General features: G+C 58.1%; 15 protein-coding genes. 8 read left to right on the top strand and 7 right to left on the bottom strand.

From position 1 onward, the window contains the following. Positions 1-200: 200 nt before the first annotated feature. A complete protein-coding gene (locus C0039_RS08910; protein WP_101517879.1) occupies positions 201-1,223 on the top strand; it encodes an enoyl-CoA hydratase/isomerase family protein in 1,023 nt (340 codons plus the stop codon). Between the two features lie 73 nt (positions 1,224-1,296). On the opposite strand, the gene C0039_RS08905 is transcribed toward C0039_RS08910, so the two are convergent. The 4 genes from C0039_RS08905 to C0039_RS08890 are packed head-to-tail and all read right to left on the bottom strand — an operon-like array spanning position 1,297 to position 5,864. After that, positions 1,297-1,923: an SRPBCC family protein gene (locus C0039_RS08905; protein ID WP_101517878.1), complete on the bottom strand. Its 627-nt coding sequence runs from the start codon at positions 1,921-1,923 to the stop codon at positions 1,297-1,299. Between the two features lie 59 nt (positions 1,924-1,982). Beyond that, positions 1,983-4,403, bottom strand: a complete 2,421-nt coding sequence (locus C0039_RS08900; protein ID WP_165787076.1) for a xanthine dehydrogenase family protein molybdopterin-binding subunit — start codon at positions 4,401-4,403, stop codon at positions 1,983-1,985. A gap of 27 nt (positions 4,404-4,430) precedes the next feature. Beyond that, the gene (locus C0039_RS08895) at positions 4,431-4,946 is read right to left on the bottom strand and encodes a (2Fe-2S)-binding protein (protein WP_075999942.1); all 516 of its coding nucleotides are present in this window, start codon (positions 4,944-4,946) and stop codon (positions 4,431-4,433) included. 42 nt (positions 4,947-4,988) lie between these two features. Continuing rightward, a complete protein-coding gene (locus tag C0039_RS08890) occupies positions 4,989-5,864 on the bottom strand; it encodes an FAD binding domain-containing protein (protein ID WP_075999941.1) in 876 nt (291 codons plus the stop codon). A gap of 486 nt (positions 5,865-6,350) precedes the next feature. Between C0039_RS08890 and C0039_RS08885 the strand changes: the two genes are divergently transcribed. From C0039_RS08885 to C0039_RS08875, 3 genes are all read left to right on the top strand, one after another. Continuing rightward, a complete protein-coding gene (locus tag C0039_RS08885; protein WP_165787075.1) occupies positions 6,351-6,878 on the top strand; it encodes a nitroreductase/quinone reductase family protein in 528 nt (175 codons plus the stop codon). Positions 6,879-7,124: 246 nt separating this feature from the next. Continuing rightward, on the top strand, positions 7,125-9,122 hold the full coding sequence (locus C0039_RS08880) for an oxidoreductase (RefSeq protein ID WP_101517875.1): 1,998 nt from the start codon (positions 7,125-7,127) through the stop codon (positions 9,120-9,122). Between the two features lie 33 nt (positions 9,123-9,155). Then, on the top strand, positions 9,156-10,067 hold the full coding sequence (locus C0039_RS08875; RefSeq protein WP_101517874.1) for a TIGR03619 family F420-dependent LLM class oxidoreductase: 912 nt from the start codon (positions 9,156-9,158) through the stop codon (positions 10,065-10,067). A gap of 82 nt (positions 10,068-10,149) precedes the next feature. Here C0039_RS08875 and C0039_RS08870 read toward each other — a convergent pair whose 3' ends face one another. Together C0039_RS08870 and C0039_RS08865 are read right to left on the bottom strand one after the other, a co-directional pair. Beyond that, on the bottom strand, positions 10,150-11,409 hold the full coding sequence (locus tag C0039_RS08870; protein ID WP_084179500.1) for a CaiB/BaiF CoA transferase family protein: 1,260 nt from the start codon (positions 11,407-11,409) through the stop codon (positions 10,150-10,152). Between the two features lie 185 nt (positions 11,410-11,594). Further along, positions 11,595-12,428, bottom strand: coding sequence for an MBL fold metallo-hydrolase (locus C0039_RS08865; protein ID WP_165787074.1), 834 nt, complete (start codon positions 12,426-12,428; stop codon positions 11,595-11,597). 245 nt (positions 12,429-12,673) lie between these two features. Between C0039_RS08865 and C0039_RS08860 the strand changes: the two genes are divergently transcribed. The 4 genes from C0039_RS08860 to C0039_RS08845 are packed head-to-tail and all read left to right on the top strand — an operon-like array spanning position 12,674 to position 15,894. Then, positions 12,674-13,780, top strand: coding sequence for an NAD(P)H-dependent flavin oxidoreductase (locus C0039_RS08860; protein WP_101517872.1), 1,107 nt, complete (start codon positions 12,674-12,676; stop codon positions 13,778-13,780). Then, positions 13,770-14,051, top strand: coding sequence for a hypothetical protein (locus tag C0039_RS08855; protein WP_075999938.1), 282 nt, complete (start codon positions 13,770-13,772; stop codon positions 14,049-14,051). The genes C0039_RS08860 and C0039_RS08855 overlap by 11 nt, the downstream gene beginning before the upstream one ends. A 13-nt stretch (positions 14,052-14,064) precedes the next feature. Further along, a complete protein-coding gene (locus C0039_RS08850) occupies positions 14,065-14,862 on the top strand; it encodes an electron transfer flavoprotein subunit beta/FixA family protein (protein ID WP_101517871.1) in 798 nt (265 codons plus the stop codon). Between the two features lie 18 nt (positions 14,863-14,880). Beyond that, the gene (locus C0039_RS08845; RefSeq protein ID WP_075999936.1) at positions 14,881-15,894 is read left to right on the top strand and encodes a TIGR03617 family F420-dependent LLM class oxidoreductase; all 1,014 of its coding nucleotides are present in this window, start codon (positions 14,881-14,883) and stop codon (positions 15,892-15,894) included. Positions 15,895-15,910: 16 nt separating this feature from the next. On the opposite strand, the gene C0039_RS08840 is transcribed toward C0039_RS08845, so the two are convergent. Then, positions 15,911-17,599: an FAD-dependent oxidoreductase gene (locus C0039_RS08840; protein WP_075999935.1), complete on the bottom strand. Its 1,689-nt coding sequence runs from the start codon at positions 17,597-17,599 to the stop codon at positions 15,911-15,913. Positions 17,600-17,704: the final 105 nt, after the last annotated feature.

The following is a 17,704-nucleotide window of genomic DNA, read 5'->3' as shown; positions in this document are numbered from 1 at the left end:
CCATCACACACTTCCAATCTGCTTCGAGTCTAATGGCTTCGCGCAACTGCCTCCATCCTGCATGGCATCAATTCCGGCCTACAACATCTCTTTTTTGGACAGCTAAATTGCTCGCTCCAAGGATCCCGGACAGGTGCGTATTAGTGTAGTGTAGACACTGGATAAACAGCCTTCAAAGCAGCCGCCAGCGACGGAAAACCATGCCAAGATCACCGCACACCCTGTCCCCCGCAGCGCTGGAAGAACTGTGCCGACAACCCGCCAGTGCGGCGCAGTACTCCACACTCACAGGTTGCCCGCTGGTATTGCTGGACCTGCTCGAAGACAGTCCGGTTACCGAACAGCAACGAGAACCACTGGGCCTGGCCCTGACCCACATGTCCTGTCCGGTAATCGCAGTCGCGCCGACTGGACAACGCTGCCAATTGACAGACAAGGTCGATGTAGTGGTGTCATCGCGGCAAGAGGCCGAACCACTGATCAGGAATATCAGCCGCCACCCGCTGGCGGCCATGACCCTGGTACAACTGCTTCGTCACAACGACCGCGCAAACGTACAGGATGGACTGCTGGCCGAATCGCTGGCCTATGCGACGCTGCAGGCGGGCGGAGAGTTCCGCCACTATCTGGCGACCAGGCCCTCTCCGCCAGAGCCACCGCCAAACCCGGAACCGGCCGTGCTGGTGGCTCGCCAGGGCAACCAACTGCACCTTACCCTCAATCGGCCGCAGCAACACAATGCCTGGTCGATCGCCATGCGTGATGCCCTGTTTGAGGGCCTGCAATTGCAGGCCGCGGACGACTCGATCAGCAAGACCATAGTTCGTGGTGCCGGAGACTGCTTCTGCAGCGGTGGCGCTCTGGAGGAATTCGGTCTGGCAACGGATATGAGTGAAGCGCATGCAGTCCGCTCCTCACGCCATGTAGGCGGTCTGGTAGCTGCCCTGGCGGAACGGGTTGAATACCGACTGCACAAGGCCTGCATCGGGTCAGGTATTGAGTTGCCGGCCTTTGCCGGCAGCGTCATCGCCAAACCGAACACCTTTTTCCACCTGCCGGAGATCACCATGGGCCTGATACCCGGTGCGGGGGGTACGGTGAGTATTCTAAAGAGGATTGGCCGCCAGCGTATGGCCTACCTGGCCCTTTCCGCCAGGCGCATCAGAGCGACAACCGCACTGGAGTGGGGCTTGATTGATGCAATTGATTCTACGGTTGATTGAGCCGCAGGTAAGCGGCTCACCCGAGTGAATCCAGGCCAGCTGGCGCGCTGGCCAGATTCAGGCCGCTATTGACCTACTTGGCTTTACCAAACAGTCGCTTGAAGAAGTTGACGATGCCCTGCCACATAACCTTGAACACCACCGCCAGGACATTGATCGATTCGTCCTCGGCGTCGCGGTGGAATTCCGGGGGGGACTGAACTGCAGCCCCAGGGACCTGGGGCCCACCCTCCTCTCCCTCGACTGCGGGGACCACCTCCAGAGTTTTCTTAATGTTCTTTACAAACTTGCCAATAATCTGCGAGGCGACGCCCTCGATCATGCCGCGACCTACTTGCACCACGCGCCCGGTCATATCGATATTGGATCTTACCGTCGTCTGCACCACGCCGTCCTTTTCCACAAGTTGGGTAGTAATGGTGCCAGACACCGTGCCGCCGCCCTTTTCTTTTGCCTCGGCCAGCATCACACAGGTATACGTGCCCTGGTCAGCGGTGGTGTAGGTGATCGTACCGTCGTACTTCGCGGTGATGGCCCCTATCTTCAACTTGACGGTGCCGACAAACTGCTCCTTACTGACGATCTCTGTCACCGAAGCCCCCGGCAAACAGGGAATCATTCGCTCCGGATCCATGAGAAACATCCACACCTGGTCTATCGGTGCCGCAATTTCAAATACTTCTTCCAGCTCTATAGCCATTTAACGCCCCATAACGGATAGGTTTATTTGTTTCGGCCCCGCCTGCACGGGACACGATTTCAGTTTTCTTCTACGACATCCTGCAACAGCTTCCACAATCGATTGGGAGAAATCGGCGTCTCCCTGGTTTGCACACCCAGGTGCGCGATAGCATCGTTAACTGCGCAAACAATAGTCGCTGGTGTCGTATGAATCGCTCCCTCACCACAGCCTTTAGCGCCCAGCGGCGCGACTGGCGAGGGTGTTTCTATAAACGCCTTTTCGGTCATCGGTACTTCGTGTATCCCCGGCAACAGGTAGTCTGAAAAAAGCGAAACCAGCGGCTGTCCATCTGCTTCGGAATACACATACTCCTCGTAAAGCACAGCACCCACTCCCTGCGCCACACTACCCTGAATTTGTCCTTCTACATTGGCGGGATTGAGCCGCGTACCACAATCATCGACTATGAAATATTTGAGTATCTGCGTGATGCCCGTGTCTCGGTCAACTTCCACCAGGGCGATATGACAGGCGTTAGCTGCGGTAAGGTAGCTCTTGCAGCGCCCCTGGTCGTCAGGCTCGTTGCGATCATCTGCAGTCCATACGTAGGTCGCTTCAGGGCTGGGCTCCATACCGGGGGGCAGCAGATCGCTGCGGCCGAGCATGGTCCCGGCAACCTGGGCAACCGGCATCTCCGCCCCGGGCATGCCCTGCACCCGCATATGTCCGTCCATCAATTCCACGTGGTCAGGCTCACATTGCATCAGGCCTGCCACCACCAGTCGAAACTTCTCTTCAATCTTCTTGCAGGCGCCCATAATGGCGCCGCTAAGGGCCACCCCGAGACGGCTGCCGCCATGACCGAAGTGAGGCGGGGCGACGTCCGTAGAGGCATAGGTCACACGCACGGAATCCATCTCCACACCAAAGTAGTCCGCCACCAGTTGCGCTGCGAGGGTGTATTGACCCTGCCCCTCCAGGGTAAAGCCCAGCGTCACGGTGATATGACCAAGAATATCGATAGCGACTTTGACACCCTCGGGGACGCCGACGCCGGGAACGCCCACCGTCGAGTAGGCATTCCAGTCGAACACGCCTGGCTCTACGGTATTCACCACCCCTATGCCCAGCAAGCGCCCCTGCTCGCGGGCCTCACGCTGTTGCTGGCGCATGGCCTGATACTCAGACATGTTGATGACTTTATCGAGAACGGCTGCGTAACTGCCGCTGTCATATTCATTGCCGCTGGGAATCGTATAGGGAAACTGATCCGGCTGAATATAATTGCGTCGCCGGATATCAACCGGATCCATGCCCAGATCGCGCGCAGCAATATCGACCATCGACTCCAGCACAACATTGTGAGGAGGCGGTCCGTAACCGCGATAGGCATAGGTGGGCGCACGATTAGTTGCCACCAGTTTCATATGATACTGGGCGGCCTCGATGGTGTAACAGCCAGTGAAAGCCGCCAGTGGTTTGGCGGCAGAAATAGTGCCATAACCCTCAGCACCCGCGCCCTGGTCATCCACCAGGTCGACCTTGAAACCCGTCAGCTTACCATCCGCCGTCACCGCCAGAGAGGCCTGGTAATAGCGATCCCAGGATTGTCCCGCGCCCGCGAGCAGGTACTCTACGCGGTCCTCGATATACTTCACCGGTTTCCCGTTGGCCTTGCGCGACAACAGAGCCGCGATGTCGGTTCCACGAGGTCCACCCTTGCCGCCAAAGCTGCCACCATGAGGGTGAGAAACAACCCGCACTCTGTTGGAGGGCAGGTTCAACGAGGCTGCACGTCCAAGGGCGATAAAACTCGGTGTCTGGTACGACCCGTAACAGGTCAGGCTGTTGTTGACCACATCCCAGTGACAGATACACCCAAAGGTCTCCATCGGGTTGGCGCCGACTCGATTCCAGCGAAACTTCTCCGTGTATACATGATCCGCGTCATCAAAAACCTGGTCCACCTCTCCCCAGGTGTAGGTGCGGTCCTGAATCACATTGCTGGGCTGATTGTCGAAAATCAGGGGGGCATCCGCCGCCACGGCATCCTGCGGATTTCTGACCGTTGGCAAGCTCTCGTACTCAACCTCGATAAGTTCCAGGGCGTCTTCGGCGACGTAACGACTGGTGGCCGCTACAGCAGCGACCGGCTCACCGACAAAGCGCACCTTGTCCACCGCCATCGGCGTACTGCCCCAACCCTCGGGGGCGGTGGTGCCTACATTGCACCAGCGCTTAATATCCGCGCCGGTCAATACCGCCACCACGCCGGGCATCTGTTCCGCAGCTGACGTATCAACGCGTAGAATTTTTGCATGCGGATGTGGACTGCGCAGGATGGCCGCATGGGCCATTCCGGGTAGGGCGAAATTGTCAATGAACTCCGCCGTGCCGGTTACCAGCGCGGGATCCTCGATCCTTTTGACCTCTTTCCCGACGTAGCGCGGCGCAGTGGTCGGCATGTCCTGGGGCGAGCCTGGAATTGTAATCGCCATATCTAGCCTCGTAAGCATTCTTGTGTATCAGGCGCTGCCATGCGCACCGGCAACTTTTCCGCCCCGGACCCTGGCAGCTGCCAGGCGTACCGAGCGAATTATCGATTGGTATCCGGTACAGCGACACAGGTTGCCATCCAGGGCATCCTTGATTTGTTCGTCGCTGGGATCCGGGTTTTCCGCCAGTAAGTCCAGCGTACTCATCAGAAACCCGGGGGTACAGAAACCACACTGCAGACCGTGCTCATCAATGAACGCCTGCTGGATTGGGTGCAGTTCCCCGGTCTCGACATTGCGCAAACTCTCCACTGTTTGCAGGTTCGCACCGTCTGCCTGGGCAGCCAGCATAAGACAGGAACGCACTGCCTGACCGTCCTTGAGAATTGTGCAGGCACCACATACGCCGTGCTCGCATCCCACATGCGTTCCGGTCAACCCCAGTTCGTGGCGCAGAAAATCGACCAGAGTGGTGCGCGGATCAATCACGCGCTCGTAGCTGACACTGTTAACAGTGACTTGTACTTGTTGTTGTGGTGCCGTCATCGAAAAGACCTCTTAAACTGTTGAACCTGTTACCGCGTTAAACTACCCGACCCGCTCGACCGCCTCCAGCAGACAACGTCTGACCAGCGTTGCAACCAGGTCACGACGATATTCCCCGGAGGCATGCACATCACTGATCGGTTCGTCGAGTTCGGCGGATGCCACCCTGCCGGCCTCACGGAAAAGCGCCTCTGACGGTGCCTTGCCATTGAGCAATTGCTCGGCATCACCCAGGCGAGCCGCGATGGCGTTAACTCCGAAAACGGCGATGACCACGTCGGTACAATTGCCGTTCTCCAGGCGCAGGGTGACAGCCGTGCCGGCAATCGCCAGGTCACCCTGGCGGCGACAGATCTCTTGAAATGCCCATCCGGTGCCCGCTGCCATAACCGGAGCGCGCACTTCTGTGAGCACCTCCGTGCTATCGATATCGGCAGTCAGAAACGAAATGTAAAAATCATCCGCCACTACCACACGCTCGCCGTCAGGCCCGACCACGACCATCTCCATACCCAACGCCTGGGCGATAGCGCCATATTCCGCCGCGGGGTCCGCGTGGGCAAAAGAGCCGCCCACCGTGCCCTGGTTGCGAATCTGGCGATGACCAATGTGCAGGGTAGCCGCGTGCAAAAGTGGCTGTTTCTCACGAATCAGCGCAGAGTCTTCTACTGCTCGTTTACTGGTCATCGCACCAATACTGATATTGCCGCCTTCCTCGCGAATATAGTCCAGGGACTTGATTTTACCCAGATCAACCAGCGCTTCCGGCCTGGCCATGCGCAGACTGAGCATCGGCATCAGGCTTTGTCCGCCCGCCAGGATCTTGGCCTCGACGTCGTCGTCCTCAAGCTTCTCGAGAAGCGCGACTGCGTCTTCCAGAGTCTCGGGAGCGTAATAATCAAATGGTGCGGGTTTCATCGGGTCTCCCCATATCATTCGGCTGATTCTTATCCGGTGGGGGCGTCACTCCCCAGCCCTGCTGTTGCCCGGATTATACGCCAGGCGGACTCGATTGCCGTCGCCTCGTGCGGGCACCTATGCTGTCTGCATCAATGCACCCACGAATAAGGCGATTGCTCATAAAAAACTATACCGTTACCGCGCATTGCTCCCGGTATTGAACGCCACAGCAGAGACGGCCAATCTTGGGAAAAGTCTAATGACTAATCGCCACCCTCACCAGCTTGCATAGAATCAATGCTGGCCTTCAACATCTCTTTTTCGGACAGGGAGTGCGCGGCAGAAATCACAAATGCGCCGCAAGCCATTGCTGTTAAAAGCGTTTTAGCATTATGCCCGCGTTTGACGGCACGGTGGACAGCGCATAGGCCGGTTGAGATGAAACGCAAGACTGCCTAGACTCGTTTTCAGTTATCCACCAAATCACAGATGGAAGGGCTGACGATGGCAACAAAGAATCGCAACGCAATGGTGAAGCCGGACTTTATGTCCGATGAAGACTGGGAAAACCTGAAAAGCGCAACTGCATCAATGGACCGTATTATCGGCGATGCCAAGGCAGACGTGGCCGATTACCTGGCCAACCCCGAGGGCCGTGCCACTGGCGCAGGGCCCTCAGGGCTGCCCACACTGTTGCTGACCGTGGTCGGGCGCAAGACCGGACAGGAGCGCACCACGCCATTGGTATTCCTGCAACACGGCGAGGAGATGGTCGTAGTAGGCTCGCTGGCTGGCTATGACGAACACCCGGCCTGGGTGCTCAACCTGAACGCCACACCGGAGTGCATCGTGCAATGCGATGCCAACAGAATGACCGCGACCAGCCGCGACGCAAGCGACGAGGAACGCGAGGCCCTCTGGCCAAAGCTGATTGCCATGTTCCCTCCGTGGGGCTACTTCCAGTCTCAGACCGACAGGCCCTTTGCGGTGAAAATCCTGACCCCCACGGGCCCGGCCGAGGCTTTGAGTTAACCGCCAGAGTAGCAAGCTGATGCAGTGCTGCGCGCACGGCTTCACCCGCCGCGCGCGCCGCCGCTGCCGGACCATCTGCGTGCGGCCACATGCCCTCTGTAACCCGGCGCCGTCGCAGCTGTCCGCAAAAGGAACGCTTTAGGCCCGAAATGAATAAACTCGCCTTTGTTCTATCCCAAGTATAGTTTCTAGACTGTCTATGCGCTGTTAGCACGTGATCATCGAGATAATCAGGAGAAGACCGCCATGAGCAACGTGAAATTCGAACACCTGTTCGAACCCTTGCAGGTGGGACCAATGCGGGTCCCCAATCGCATCTGCGAGACCACCAATACAATCAACTCCTCGATGACGCCAGGCCGACTGGACGAGCACTTTATTGAGCACCACGGCGCCAAAGCAAGAGGCGGTACGGGCTGGATTGGCAGTGAAACATGGTTGCTCAACCTGCCGTTCCCTCCTGAATGCCCCGATGAGATCGGCCTTGGCGTCGGCTTCTCCTCTCACTACGCAACTTATCAGGACCCTGGTTTCGCCGAAGACATGGCCAGGTTCTGCGAGGAGATACACGGGCATGGGTCGGTAGCTGTTGTACAGTTGACACACCTCAACGCGATCTGGGCGCCCTCCCCGGTACCGATCATCGCGGCCCAGGACTACACTCCACACATCATGGGCGAGGAAGAAATCGAGTTCTGCCTCAATACCTACGCCGATGCCGCAGAAGTGGCAATGAAGGCGGGTGCCGATGGAATTGAAATACATTGCGCCCATGAAACCCTTGCCTACAGCTTCCTCTCACCGGTGACCAATCGCCGCGATGACCACTGGGGCGGCGGTCCTGCCGATCGCGTACGCTTTGTGCTGGAAGCACTTCGAAGAGTACGCGAACGGGTGGGCGACTCCATGGCCCTGGGCATCCGGATTGCCGGAGCTGAATTCCGGCACCAGGGCTACGACAATATGGAACTGCGCGAGATGCTCTATTGCATCGCTGAAGCCGGACTGCTTGATTTCGTCGACATCGACGCCGGCCACTGCTGGGGTGCGCCCTCCTACGTGCCTAATTCTTACTACGCCCACGCCCAGTTCCGCGAATTTGGCAAGGCGGCGATGGCCGACCTTGCGGAAATGGAGCCTCGTCCGGCAGTGCTTTTTACCGGCCGCTGCAATGACCCGGTGTTGGCGGAGGAGCTACTGAGAGATGGAATCTGCGATCTGGTGGGTATGGTACGTGCCGGTATCGCCGATCCCGAATTTGCCAACAAGGCGCGCGAGGGTCGCCTCAGCGAGATTCGCCGCTGTATCAGCTGCACCCGTTGTATAGACGAGGCCTCGGAGCCGGTAACGGTGCCGTATACACCCACCTGCTCCATCAACCCGGTGATCGGCAAGGAATTACTGTGGCGCGAGAAGTACCAGCCGGCAGAGCAGGCCAAGCGCGTGGTCGTGGTCGGTGGCGGACTCGCCGGCTGTGAAGCTGCGCGTATCGCCGCCATGCGCGGCCACGAGGTGATATTGCTGGACCAGAACAAGCGCCTGGGCGGGCAACTGTTGATCGCCGCCAGGTCCCCGGGGCGCGATGATTTTGAAGACCAGGTTTATTTTGAAGAGAACGAAATGCAGCGTGTGGGCGTTGATGTGCGCCTGGAAACGTCTGTAGAAATTGAAGGGATCAAAGCGCTGGAGCCGGATGCAGTGGTTATCGCCACGGGGTCGACACCCCGCGTACCCGAGGACATTCCCGGTATCGACCTACCCCACGTGGTACAGGGCTGGGATGTGATGCAGGGCAAGGCCAGCACCGGCGACCGCGTCGCCATCATCTCCCAGGAAGATTACTACGAAACACCCTGTGTCGCTGAATACCTGACCGAACGCGGCAAGCAGGTAGAAGTGTTCCACAAGTCGGTTCATCTCGGTTACGAGGTTGCCCGCTACTCCATCGGCATGGTGCTCAAGCACATGGAACAATGCGGCGTGGTGATACACCCAAACCTGATCTTGAACGCGGTGACCGCGGGGGGCATCGAACTGGTATCCTCCTGGGGTGACAAAACCTATGAGTTCGCAGGTTTCGACAGCGTAGTCCTGGTATATGGGTCTGTCTCCAGACACGAACTCTATGACGCCTTGAAAGCCGACGGCAGTATCGGCGAAACCTACCTGGCCGGATCGGCGTGGCTACCCAGGCATATGGCGGAGGCCACCAGTCACGGTGCAAGTATCGGCCTTACCATCTGAGACAGGCACACAAGTAAAAGCGGGGGCGCGGCGATGAGGTTCGGTTTTCATATGTTTATGGTTGATCCTGCTGAGCACCAGGAGATCGCTCGCGCCGCTGATAAATCGGGTTGGGACAGCATCCAGGTGGCGGACGCGCCCTTTTTCCCGGAAGAAATCTCCGTTCCCTATCCCTATACACCGGACGGGAAGCGGTTCTGGCCGCTGGACACGCCTGTACTGGACCCCTGGGTTGCGATCGCCAATATGGCCACAGTGACCCAGCGCATCCGCTTTCTGCCGTCGGTTTTACGCCTGGCTATCCGCCAGCCCCTGCTCGAAGCGAAGAGTCTCTGCTCTGTCGCCGCTATATCCAACGACCGGGTAGCGCTGGGCGTGGGCCTGGCGTGGATGCCCGAGGAGTTCAAGTGGCTGGGACAGGAGAAGAAAACGCGCGGCGCGCGCCAGGATGAGGCCATCCAGATTATCCGCCTGCTCCTGAGTGGCGAGATGGTGGAGTTTCATGGCAAGTATTACGATTTCGACAGGCTGATCATGGCACCCGTGCCAAAGCGGAAAATACCGATCTACGTGGGCGGCACAACTCAGCCCGCTTTGCGCCGGGCGGCGCAGTATGGCGATGGCTGGGTTAGTGTGATTCATAACCTTGATGAGGTAGCCGCAATTATCGATCAGTTGAATGATTACCGCCGCGAATACGGGCGGGAAAATGAAGCCTTCGACATTATGATGCACTGCCCCGATGCCGCTTCAGTGGAAGATATTCGTCGACTGGAATCCATGGGCGTCACCGACCTGCAGGTTACCCCGTGGAGCGAGCGCATTCTGGCGGAAATGGGTGTGGGTGCCATCATGCAACAGCAACCGTCCCTGGCGGTTAAGCTGGACGCCGTCTATCGCTATGCGGATGAAGTGATCAGCAAATTCAGCTCGGATCCGACCTAGGGCCGATCAAGTGTAGTGTGCCAGGTAAAGCCACACAGCACTTCACTGCCCCTGTGAGCACAGCCGGCAACACTCTCGTTCATCAGCCGCGTCGTTGCTTTCGCCTGCGCTTGATGTCCGCGTTGTCAGCAGCCAGGCCCTTGCGGATCAGCTCATCGATATCCCCGGCGCCGTAACCGGCCTCCGCTAGCAACTCCCGGGTGTGCTCCCCAAGCAACGGGGGGTGCTGACGCACCTCACAGGGTGTACCGTAGAAGCGAATGGGTATACCGGTGACCGTGACTTCCCCGTACTCCGGATGGACGACATCCACCAGCATATTGTTATGCCTGATCTGCGGGTCCAGGGGTACCTCCGCGGGCGTATTGATAGGCGCTACCAGCACGTCTGCGGCCACCAGTTTTTCCACCAGATCCTGGCGGTCGAACTGGCACGTACGCTCGCTAATCAAGCGGTCGAGTTCGTCTTCGTTGGCCTTGCGGGCGGCAGCATTGGCAAATCGTGTGTCACTGTCCCAGTCTGTTGCCAGCGCACGGCAGATATTCGCGAAAAACTTCTCACCCGGCGTGGTGATGACCACGTGGTGACGGTCACGGGTCGGGAAACAGCCGGAGGGAGCAAAAGCCAGGCTGCGGTTGCCGGTGCGCTCGGGTATTTCTCCCGTGGTCAGGTACGTACCAATGGAGCTGGCCTGAGCATGCACCAGCGTATCCAGTAGAGACACTTCGATGCGCTGCCCCTCACCAGTGCGGTCTCGCACGCGCAGTGCTGCCTGGGCAGCGTTGGCCACCATCATGGAGGTCATCACGTCTACCGCCGGAAAACTGGTGCGCACAGGCTCCCCGTCAGGCTCGCCGTTGAGCGCCAGGACACCGGCGTAGCCCTGGACCAGAAAATCAATACCCGGGCGACCGTCATAGGGCCCATCGGGCCCAAAGGCGGTGACGCGAATCCAGATAATATCTGGCTTGTGCGCTTTGACCTGCTCGTAACTGATACCCAACTTGCTCAGGGCCGGCTCGCGTACGTTGGTGATCAGTACGTCCGCCGTGCTGGCCACATCGGCAAAAACCCGCTGCGCCTCCTGCTGCCGCAAGTCCAGGACCATATCTCGCTTGTTGCGATTCAAACTGAGGAAAGGCCCGGCGTCTTCTCCACGCATAGGCCCGAACTTGCGGCTGTCATCGCCATGATGAGACTCGATCTTGATCACGTCGGCACCCATATCGCCTAACAGGGTGGCCCCGTAAGGCGCGGCTAACATGGTGGAGCAATCCAGCACCCGCAATCCGCTCAGTGGGCCATTGCTGAAGTCAGTATCATTACCGGTCATATCACTCATTGCGTTTACCTCTTTCCGCTCTCGTGTTGCGCAGGCCCTCTGTGGAGGACACGGCCGGTTTTTTAACCGCGCTCGCGCAGGGGTAACAGTGTAATGAAAACCCGCGAAATCGGCCGCCGCAGGGAATTCAAAAACGGACAATATAAGGTTGCTTCAGGCCAGCGCCCCGGGCATTGGGCGGCGGCCTAAATCACCAGCTCATAGCCAACCTGATTAGCGCATACGCGGTCACCCAGTACGTTCATCAGCTGCGCAGTTGGGCGCATACCCGTGCAATGACCCACGACCATTCTATCCACTTCAAACTCTCGCAGATGAGCGAGCATGCGCTCGATTCTGTCCTGGCCGGCATGTTCCAGGTGAAGGCCTCCGAGAATCGCATGCACCTTACTGCAACCAGTGATTTCCGCGACATGATGCAAGGTATTGATCAGGCCACTGTGAGCACATCCCATTAAAATTACGCTACCTTTATGCGTATCCAGTACCAGCGCCTGGTCATCCTCCAAACTGTCATGGCATTCAGCACCCGGCTGACCGCAAAAGAAAATCGGTTCGATTTCCTCAAACTCGTTGCGCCGCGGAATACTGCCGGTGGCGATAACACCGGGCATGATCTCCTGTGGTCCGCTGGCAAGTTGCAACCGCACACCCGCATTTTCCAGCGCCGCACGATCGTCGTTCACGCCCACAGGAAACAGTGTCCCCCGCACATTTACCATCTTCCTCTCAAAGGCATCATGGTGGGCGAACAGGTCAAAATCCGCAGTGCGCTGCAGCAGGTGTAGCAGCCCACCTGCATGATCAAAATGGCCGTGACTAAGCACCACCGCATTGATAGTACACAGGTCAATACCCAGGGCATCAGCATTGTGCAGCAACGACAACCCCTGCCCTGTGTCGAACAACAGTTGCCTGTCTCCGCAGTCGATAAAGAACGCCTGGCCGTGCTCACCCAGCAGCGGGGTCAGCCCCTGTGGCACGCGATTTTCAACCACGGTCACGATCCTGAATTGCACCTGATTTTCCTCCACGCGATTTTGCATACGCTCAATAATCCCGGGCTCTCCAGCATTCTAGTCACAGGCGCGGATCAATTCCGGCCTACAGCGCCTCATTTTTGGACATCTATAGGCTATGGGTCGTGCAGGGAGTTTCTTTTGTTCATCGGAGTCTGTAGATTTCAGAGCATTAAACGAGGTGCGGCGGCACGCGGGTTTGCCCCGCTATTCACTGTGAAAAATTGATTACGGGAAATTCCACTATGAGCGATCCATTGCATACCCTCCTATGTGAGAAGCTGGGCATTGAGTACCCCATCGTTGCCTTCACCCACTGTAAAGATGTTGCCGTTGCGGTGATCAACGCTGGCGGTTTCGCAGTGCTAGGCGAGGCAATGCATCCGCCAGAGCACATCCGGGCCGATATCCGCTGGATTCGCGAGCGTATCGGCGACAAGAAGTTCGGTATCGACCTGGTGCTGCCCGCCTCCGTGGAGGAGGAACGAACCGTCGAAGAACTGATGGCGATGATTCCCAAAGAATCGCGGGATTTCGAACAACAAATTAAAGCCAAGTACGACGTACCCGACCCCAAAGAGGCTCCCGACCTATACACCTGGGGAGGCCTCGACCAGGCGCGGGCACTGGCGCAGCTGGAAGTGGTATTCGAAGAGAATGTTCCGGTGTTCGCCTCTGGCCTGGGTTCACCGAAATTTCTCCTCGAAAGAGCTCATGCCCAGGGCATGATGGTCTGGGGGCTGGTGGGCACTCCGCGCCAGGCACAGAAGCAAATCGATGCGGGCGTTGATTGCATCATCGCACAGGGTTTCGATGCCGCAGGGCACACTGGACAGATTGGCACACTGTCAATCGTGCCACAGGTGGTGGACCTGGCAGAGCAGCGGGGTATTCCCGTTCTTGCTGCCGGAGGCATTACCACGGGCCGCCACCTGGCTGCCACCCTGGCTCTTGGCGCCTCCGGTGTATGGACCGGGTCACTGTGGCTTGCATCCCGTGAGTCAGACCTCAACCAGCCGTTGAAAGAACGCCTGCTGGAGTGCGAGGCTACCGACACCGTCTACTCAAACTGCATTTCCGGCTACACCATGCGCACCACACGCTGCCCCTGGCATGACGAGTGGCTGGGGCCAGATGCACCCCCTGTGCTCAAGGCGCCACTACAAATGATGCTATCTTCAGACTACATCCAGGGTTCGCTGGACTACCAACGCAAAGACCTGATGACTGAGGCTGCTGGCCAGGGCATCCACTACGTAACCGAAATGAAACCGGCGCGACAGATTCTCTCCGACATAGTGGAAGAGGCCCTGGACGTGTTTGATCGTTTTGCGAGTGACGATGACGACTGAACAAGGCCCTGATGCCCCCTTCGTCAGCGGCTTCAATGCTGATTACCGGGGCAGGCGGGCCGAGTGCGAAGGCGGTGCGCCCATAGCGGAGACAAAATACGCGGGACGCCAGTTTTTCGTCGGCACCCTGACCGGGGATTACCGTGACTTTAATTTCGGCGGCTCACCCTGGCGCTGGTACCTGCTGGCGGAGCTGACGCAAAAGCCGGAGGCCTATTCCAGAGACGCGGTGTGGTGCGAAGAAGAGAGCCTTACCCTGATGGATAATTGACGGGAGAAAAACGATGCGAATTATTGTATGCGTAAAAGAAGTACTGGACCCGGACGCGGTCAACAACTACGCGCTGGCGGGCAACCTGAATATCGGTGCCGACGGCAAGACCCTGGAAGTGTCGGCTATCCCCCGCCTCATCAATGGGTACGACGAACAGGCCATGGAAGCGGCACTGCGAATCCGCGACGCCGGAGTAGACTGCAGTATCACCGCGGTCTCTATCGGCCAGGACCAGAAAGCACTGCTCAAGCAGTGTGCCGCGCTGGGCGCCGATGAAACCGTCGCCATCGAAGTCGATCCACAAACCCTGGACAGCCAGGTGACGGCCAACATACTGGCCGCTTATGTCAACAGCACCGATGGCGCCGACCTGATACTCTGCGGTAGACAAGCATCCGACGACGACCAGGGCGTGGTGCCGGCCCTGGTCGGTGAAATACTGGGAGTCCCGGTAGTTCCCCTCGCCCGCGCAGTGGAAGCCAATGGCGCTTCACTGACCGTCGTTCGCGCGACGCCGGACGGTGATGAAGTCGTCACCGGAGCGATGCCTGCAGTTGTCACCATCAGCAACGAACTCGGAGACCCTCGATTCCCGACCGCCAAGGCAAAAATGGCAGCGCGCAAGAAAAAACCGACCTGCCTTTCTGTCGCCGACCTGGGCTTGTCGGAAGATGACCTTAGCCCTCGCGTTGTTTTGGATAAACAATACGTACCTGAAGTTCAGGGCAACTGTGAGTTCCTCCAGGGCTCTGCGGCAGAAGTAGCCGCTGCTCTGGTCGAGAAACTGCGCGGGGACAGCGTAATCTAGCGAGGTAGGAAGGTTTCGATGAGAGTCTACACCACCGCACCACTGGAAGATCCGCGCGACGCACGGAGTGTCTACAAAAATCTTGAAGACCTGGGCTACGACGGCGGCTTCTCCTTTGAGGCCAAGCACGACCCCTTCCTGGCTCTCGCCGTCGCCTCTGAACATACACAGAACATACGCCTGGGTACGGCGATCGCTATTGCTTTCGCCCGCAACCCCATGAATCTGGCCAACCTGGGCTATGACATGCAGTCGATCAGTGGTGGTCGCTTCGTGCTCGGCCTGGGCACCCAGGTACGCCCCCATATTCAGAAGCGATTCAGTTGCACCTGGTCCAGTCCTGCCAGGCGGATGCGCGAGATTGTGCTGGCGATCCGGGCGATTTGGGACTGCTGGGAGGGCAAGAGCGAACTGGACTTCCACGGCGAGTTCTATACCCACAGCATCATGATTCCCGCCTTCAATCCCGGCCCCAACCCCTATGGGCCGCCGCCGATCTTTACCGGTGGCTTCGGCCCGTTGATGACCCAGGTGGCCGGCGAGGTAGCCGACGGGTTCATAGCCCACCCCTTCACCACTCGTCGTTCACTACTGGAGAATACGCTGCCCGCACTTGAAAAGGGACTGGCCGTCTCCCAGCGCCAGCGTAAAGACCTGGAAATCATGTGTGCCACGCTGGTGGTAACGGCCGATACTGAAGAGGAAATGGCGGCATCAAAGCTGGCCGCAAAAAAACAGTTGGCTTTTTATGGCTCAACCCCGGCCTACCTGCCCACACTCAGCTGCCACGGTTGGGAGGAAGTGCACCGTGAACTCAATGCACTGTCCAAGCAGGGGCGGTGGGACGAGATGACAGAACTGGTCAGTGACGAAATGCTGGAGACCATAGCCGTGGTCGGTGAACGCGACGAAATCGCCGCTAAACTACATTCCCGCCTCGACGGTATCGCCGACAGCGTGAGCCTCACCCATAACCGCTACCCCGATCCGCACTGCTGGGCGGACATCGTAGCCCGCCTGAAACAGCCCTGAGCGGCCTGCTCAACCGCTAAGCTTCTGCCATCATGTGATCGGCGGCGCGGAAGGCGATAGACATCGCCGGCCCCAGGGTACAGCCTGCTCCCGGATACTTGTCCCCCATGATGGAGGCAGTGCAGTTTCCAGCCGCATACAGGCCCTCTATCGCATTACCCTGTTCATCCTGCACGCGTCCATCGTGGTCTATAACCAGACCACCCTTGGTACCGATGTCGCCGGGATAGATCGGCGCGCCGTAAAACGGGGCTTCGTCCAGCGGCCCCAGGCAGGGGTTGGGGGTGACTTCTACATCGCCGTACATTCTGTCGTGAGCGTCACTGCCGCGACCGAACTCCTCATCAACTCCCGTCCTGGCGTACTCAGCCATCTTGCTGGTCGTGTCTCGCAGACCAGCCTTATCCACGCCGAGCTTGTCCGCCAGTTCATCCAGGGAACCGGCCTTTATCAGCATTCCATCGGGGCCAAAAGCGGAACGATTCATAAAGTCCGGTGACATGCTTGATTGCACAATTCCGCCGAAAAAGTACTTCTTGCGGTAGTTACCGTCAAAGATCATATAGGCAGGAACGCAGTCATAACCGGCTTTGCGAGCGTTGTAGAAGCACTCTCCATAGGAGTTATAGGTAATTGCTTCATTCATGAATCGCCGACCTTGCTTATCGACGACAATCAGGCCCGGCTTGGATTTTTCCGAAAACAGCACCACTGATGTATCACCATTTTTCACTACCGGCGCCCACCATGCCTCGTTCATCAGCCCCGTGGCTGCGCCAATCTCCTGGCCAGCCCGAATGAGGTCACCGGTATTACCGGGAATGGCTGCGCTCCAGTCAGTATCGGTGGGCCCGGGCAGGTAATCGCCACGCATTTGCGGATTGTTCTCAAAACCACCAGCTGCGGCCACCACTCCCCGCTCAGCGCGAAGCTCAATATCACCATGTTTCGCGGAATGCGCTCGCACGCCTACCACCCGATCTCCTTCTTTAATCAGCCCGTTTACGCCTGTCTCCAAAACCAGCTCAACGCCGTGTTTGCGCGCTGCCATCAGCAGCCCCCCGATCAGCGCATTACCCTGGCAGAGACGGCGATCACGCATACCCCTCAACCTGCCACCAATATCCAGGAGATAGCGAGCAAAAATGCCGGCCACGATTTTCTGCCAACCTGGCGTCGTCGCCAGAATTTGCGAGCCTTCAACGATGCTCATACCAAAAATGCCCATTGCCCGGCTCTGTTTTGGTGTTTCTTCCATTTTGTAGAGCAAGTCGCCGAGCGGCCTGCCGTCAATCGGCATCGGGTCCATGGTGCGCCCGCCTTCTTTCCAGCCGGGATAGCTGGGGTAGTAATCAGCGTAGCCCGGTACGGGTACATAATTGACCAGGGTTTCGCTGGACAGGAAATCGAGCATTTTCGGTGCGGTGGCAATGTAGTTGCGAATAGTGTCATCGGATACCTGGTCCTCTGGTATCACCTTGCGCATGTACTGGTACGCATCTTCGTCGCTGTCAGTGACGCCGACGCTCCCTATGTTGCGATTATTGGGCACCCATAGCCCACCACCGGACCTTGCCGAAGTGCCGCCATAGGTGGCCTGTTTCTCCAGCATGATGACCGAGGCACCCTGGCTGGCTGCCCGGATCGCAGCTACAAATGCACCGGCACCGGAACCCACAACAATCACGTCATATGTCTTTTTCACCGCGTACTCTCTTACAGGACAACTGTTGAAGATCGGAGTATAAAGCGCCGGGGACCCTGGGAAGTACTTTTCGACAATAAGCTTTGGTCTGGTTTAAAAGTAGCG

Origin of the sequence: Pseudohalioglobus lutimaris (assembly GCF_002866825.1) — a bacterium.
Classification (GTDB): Bacteria; Pseudomonadota; Gammaproteobacteria; order Pseudomonadales; family Halieaceae; genus Halioglobus; species Halioglobus lutimaris.
The sequence above is the reverse complement of the archived record's forward strand: the minus strand, read 5'-3'. Positions and strand labels throughout refer to the sequence as shown.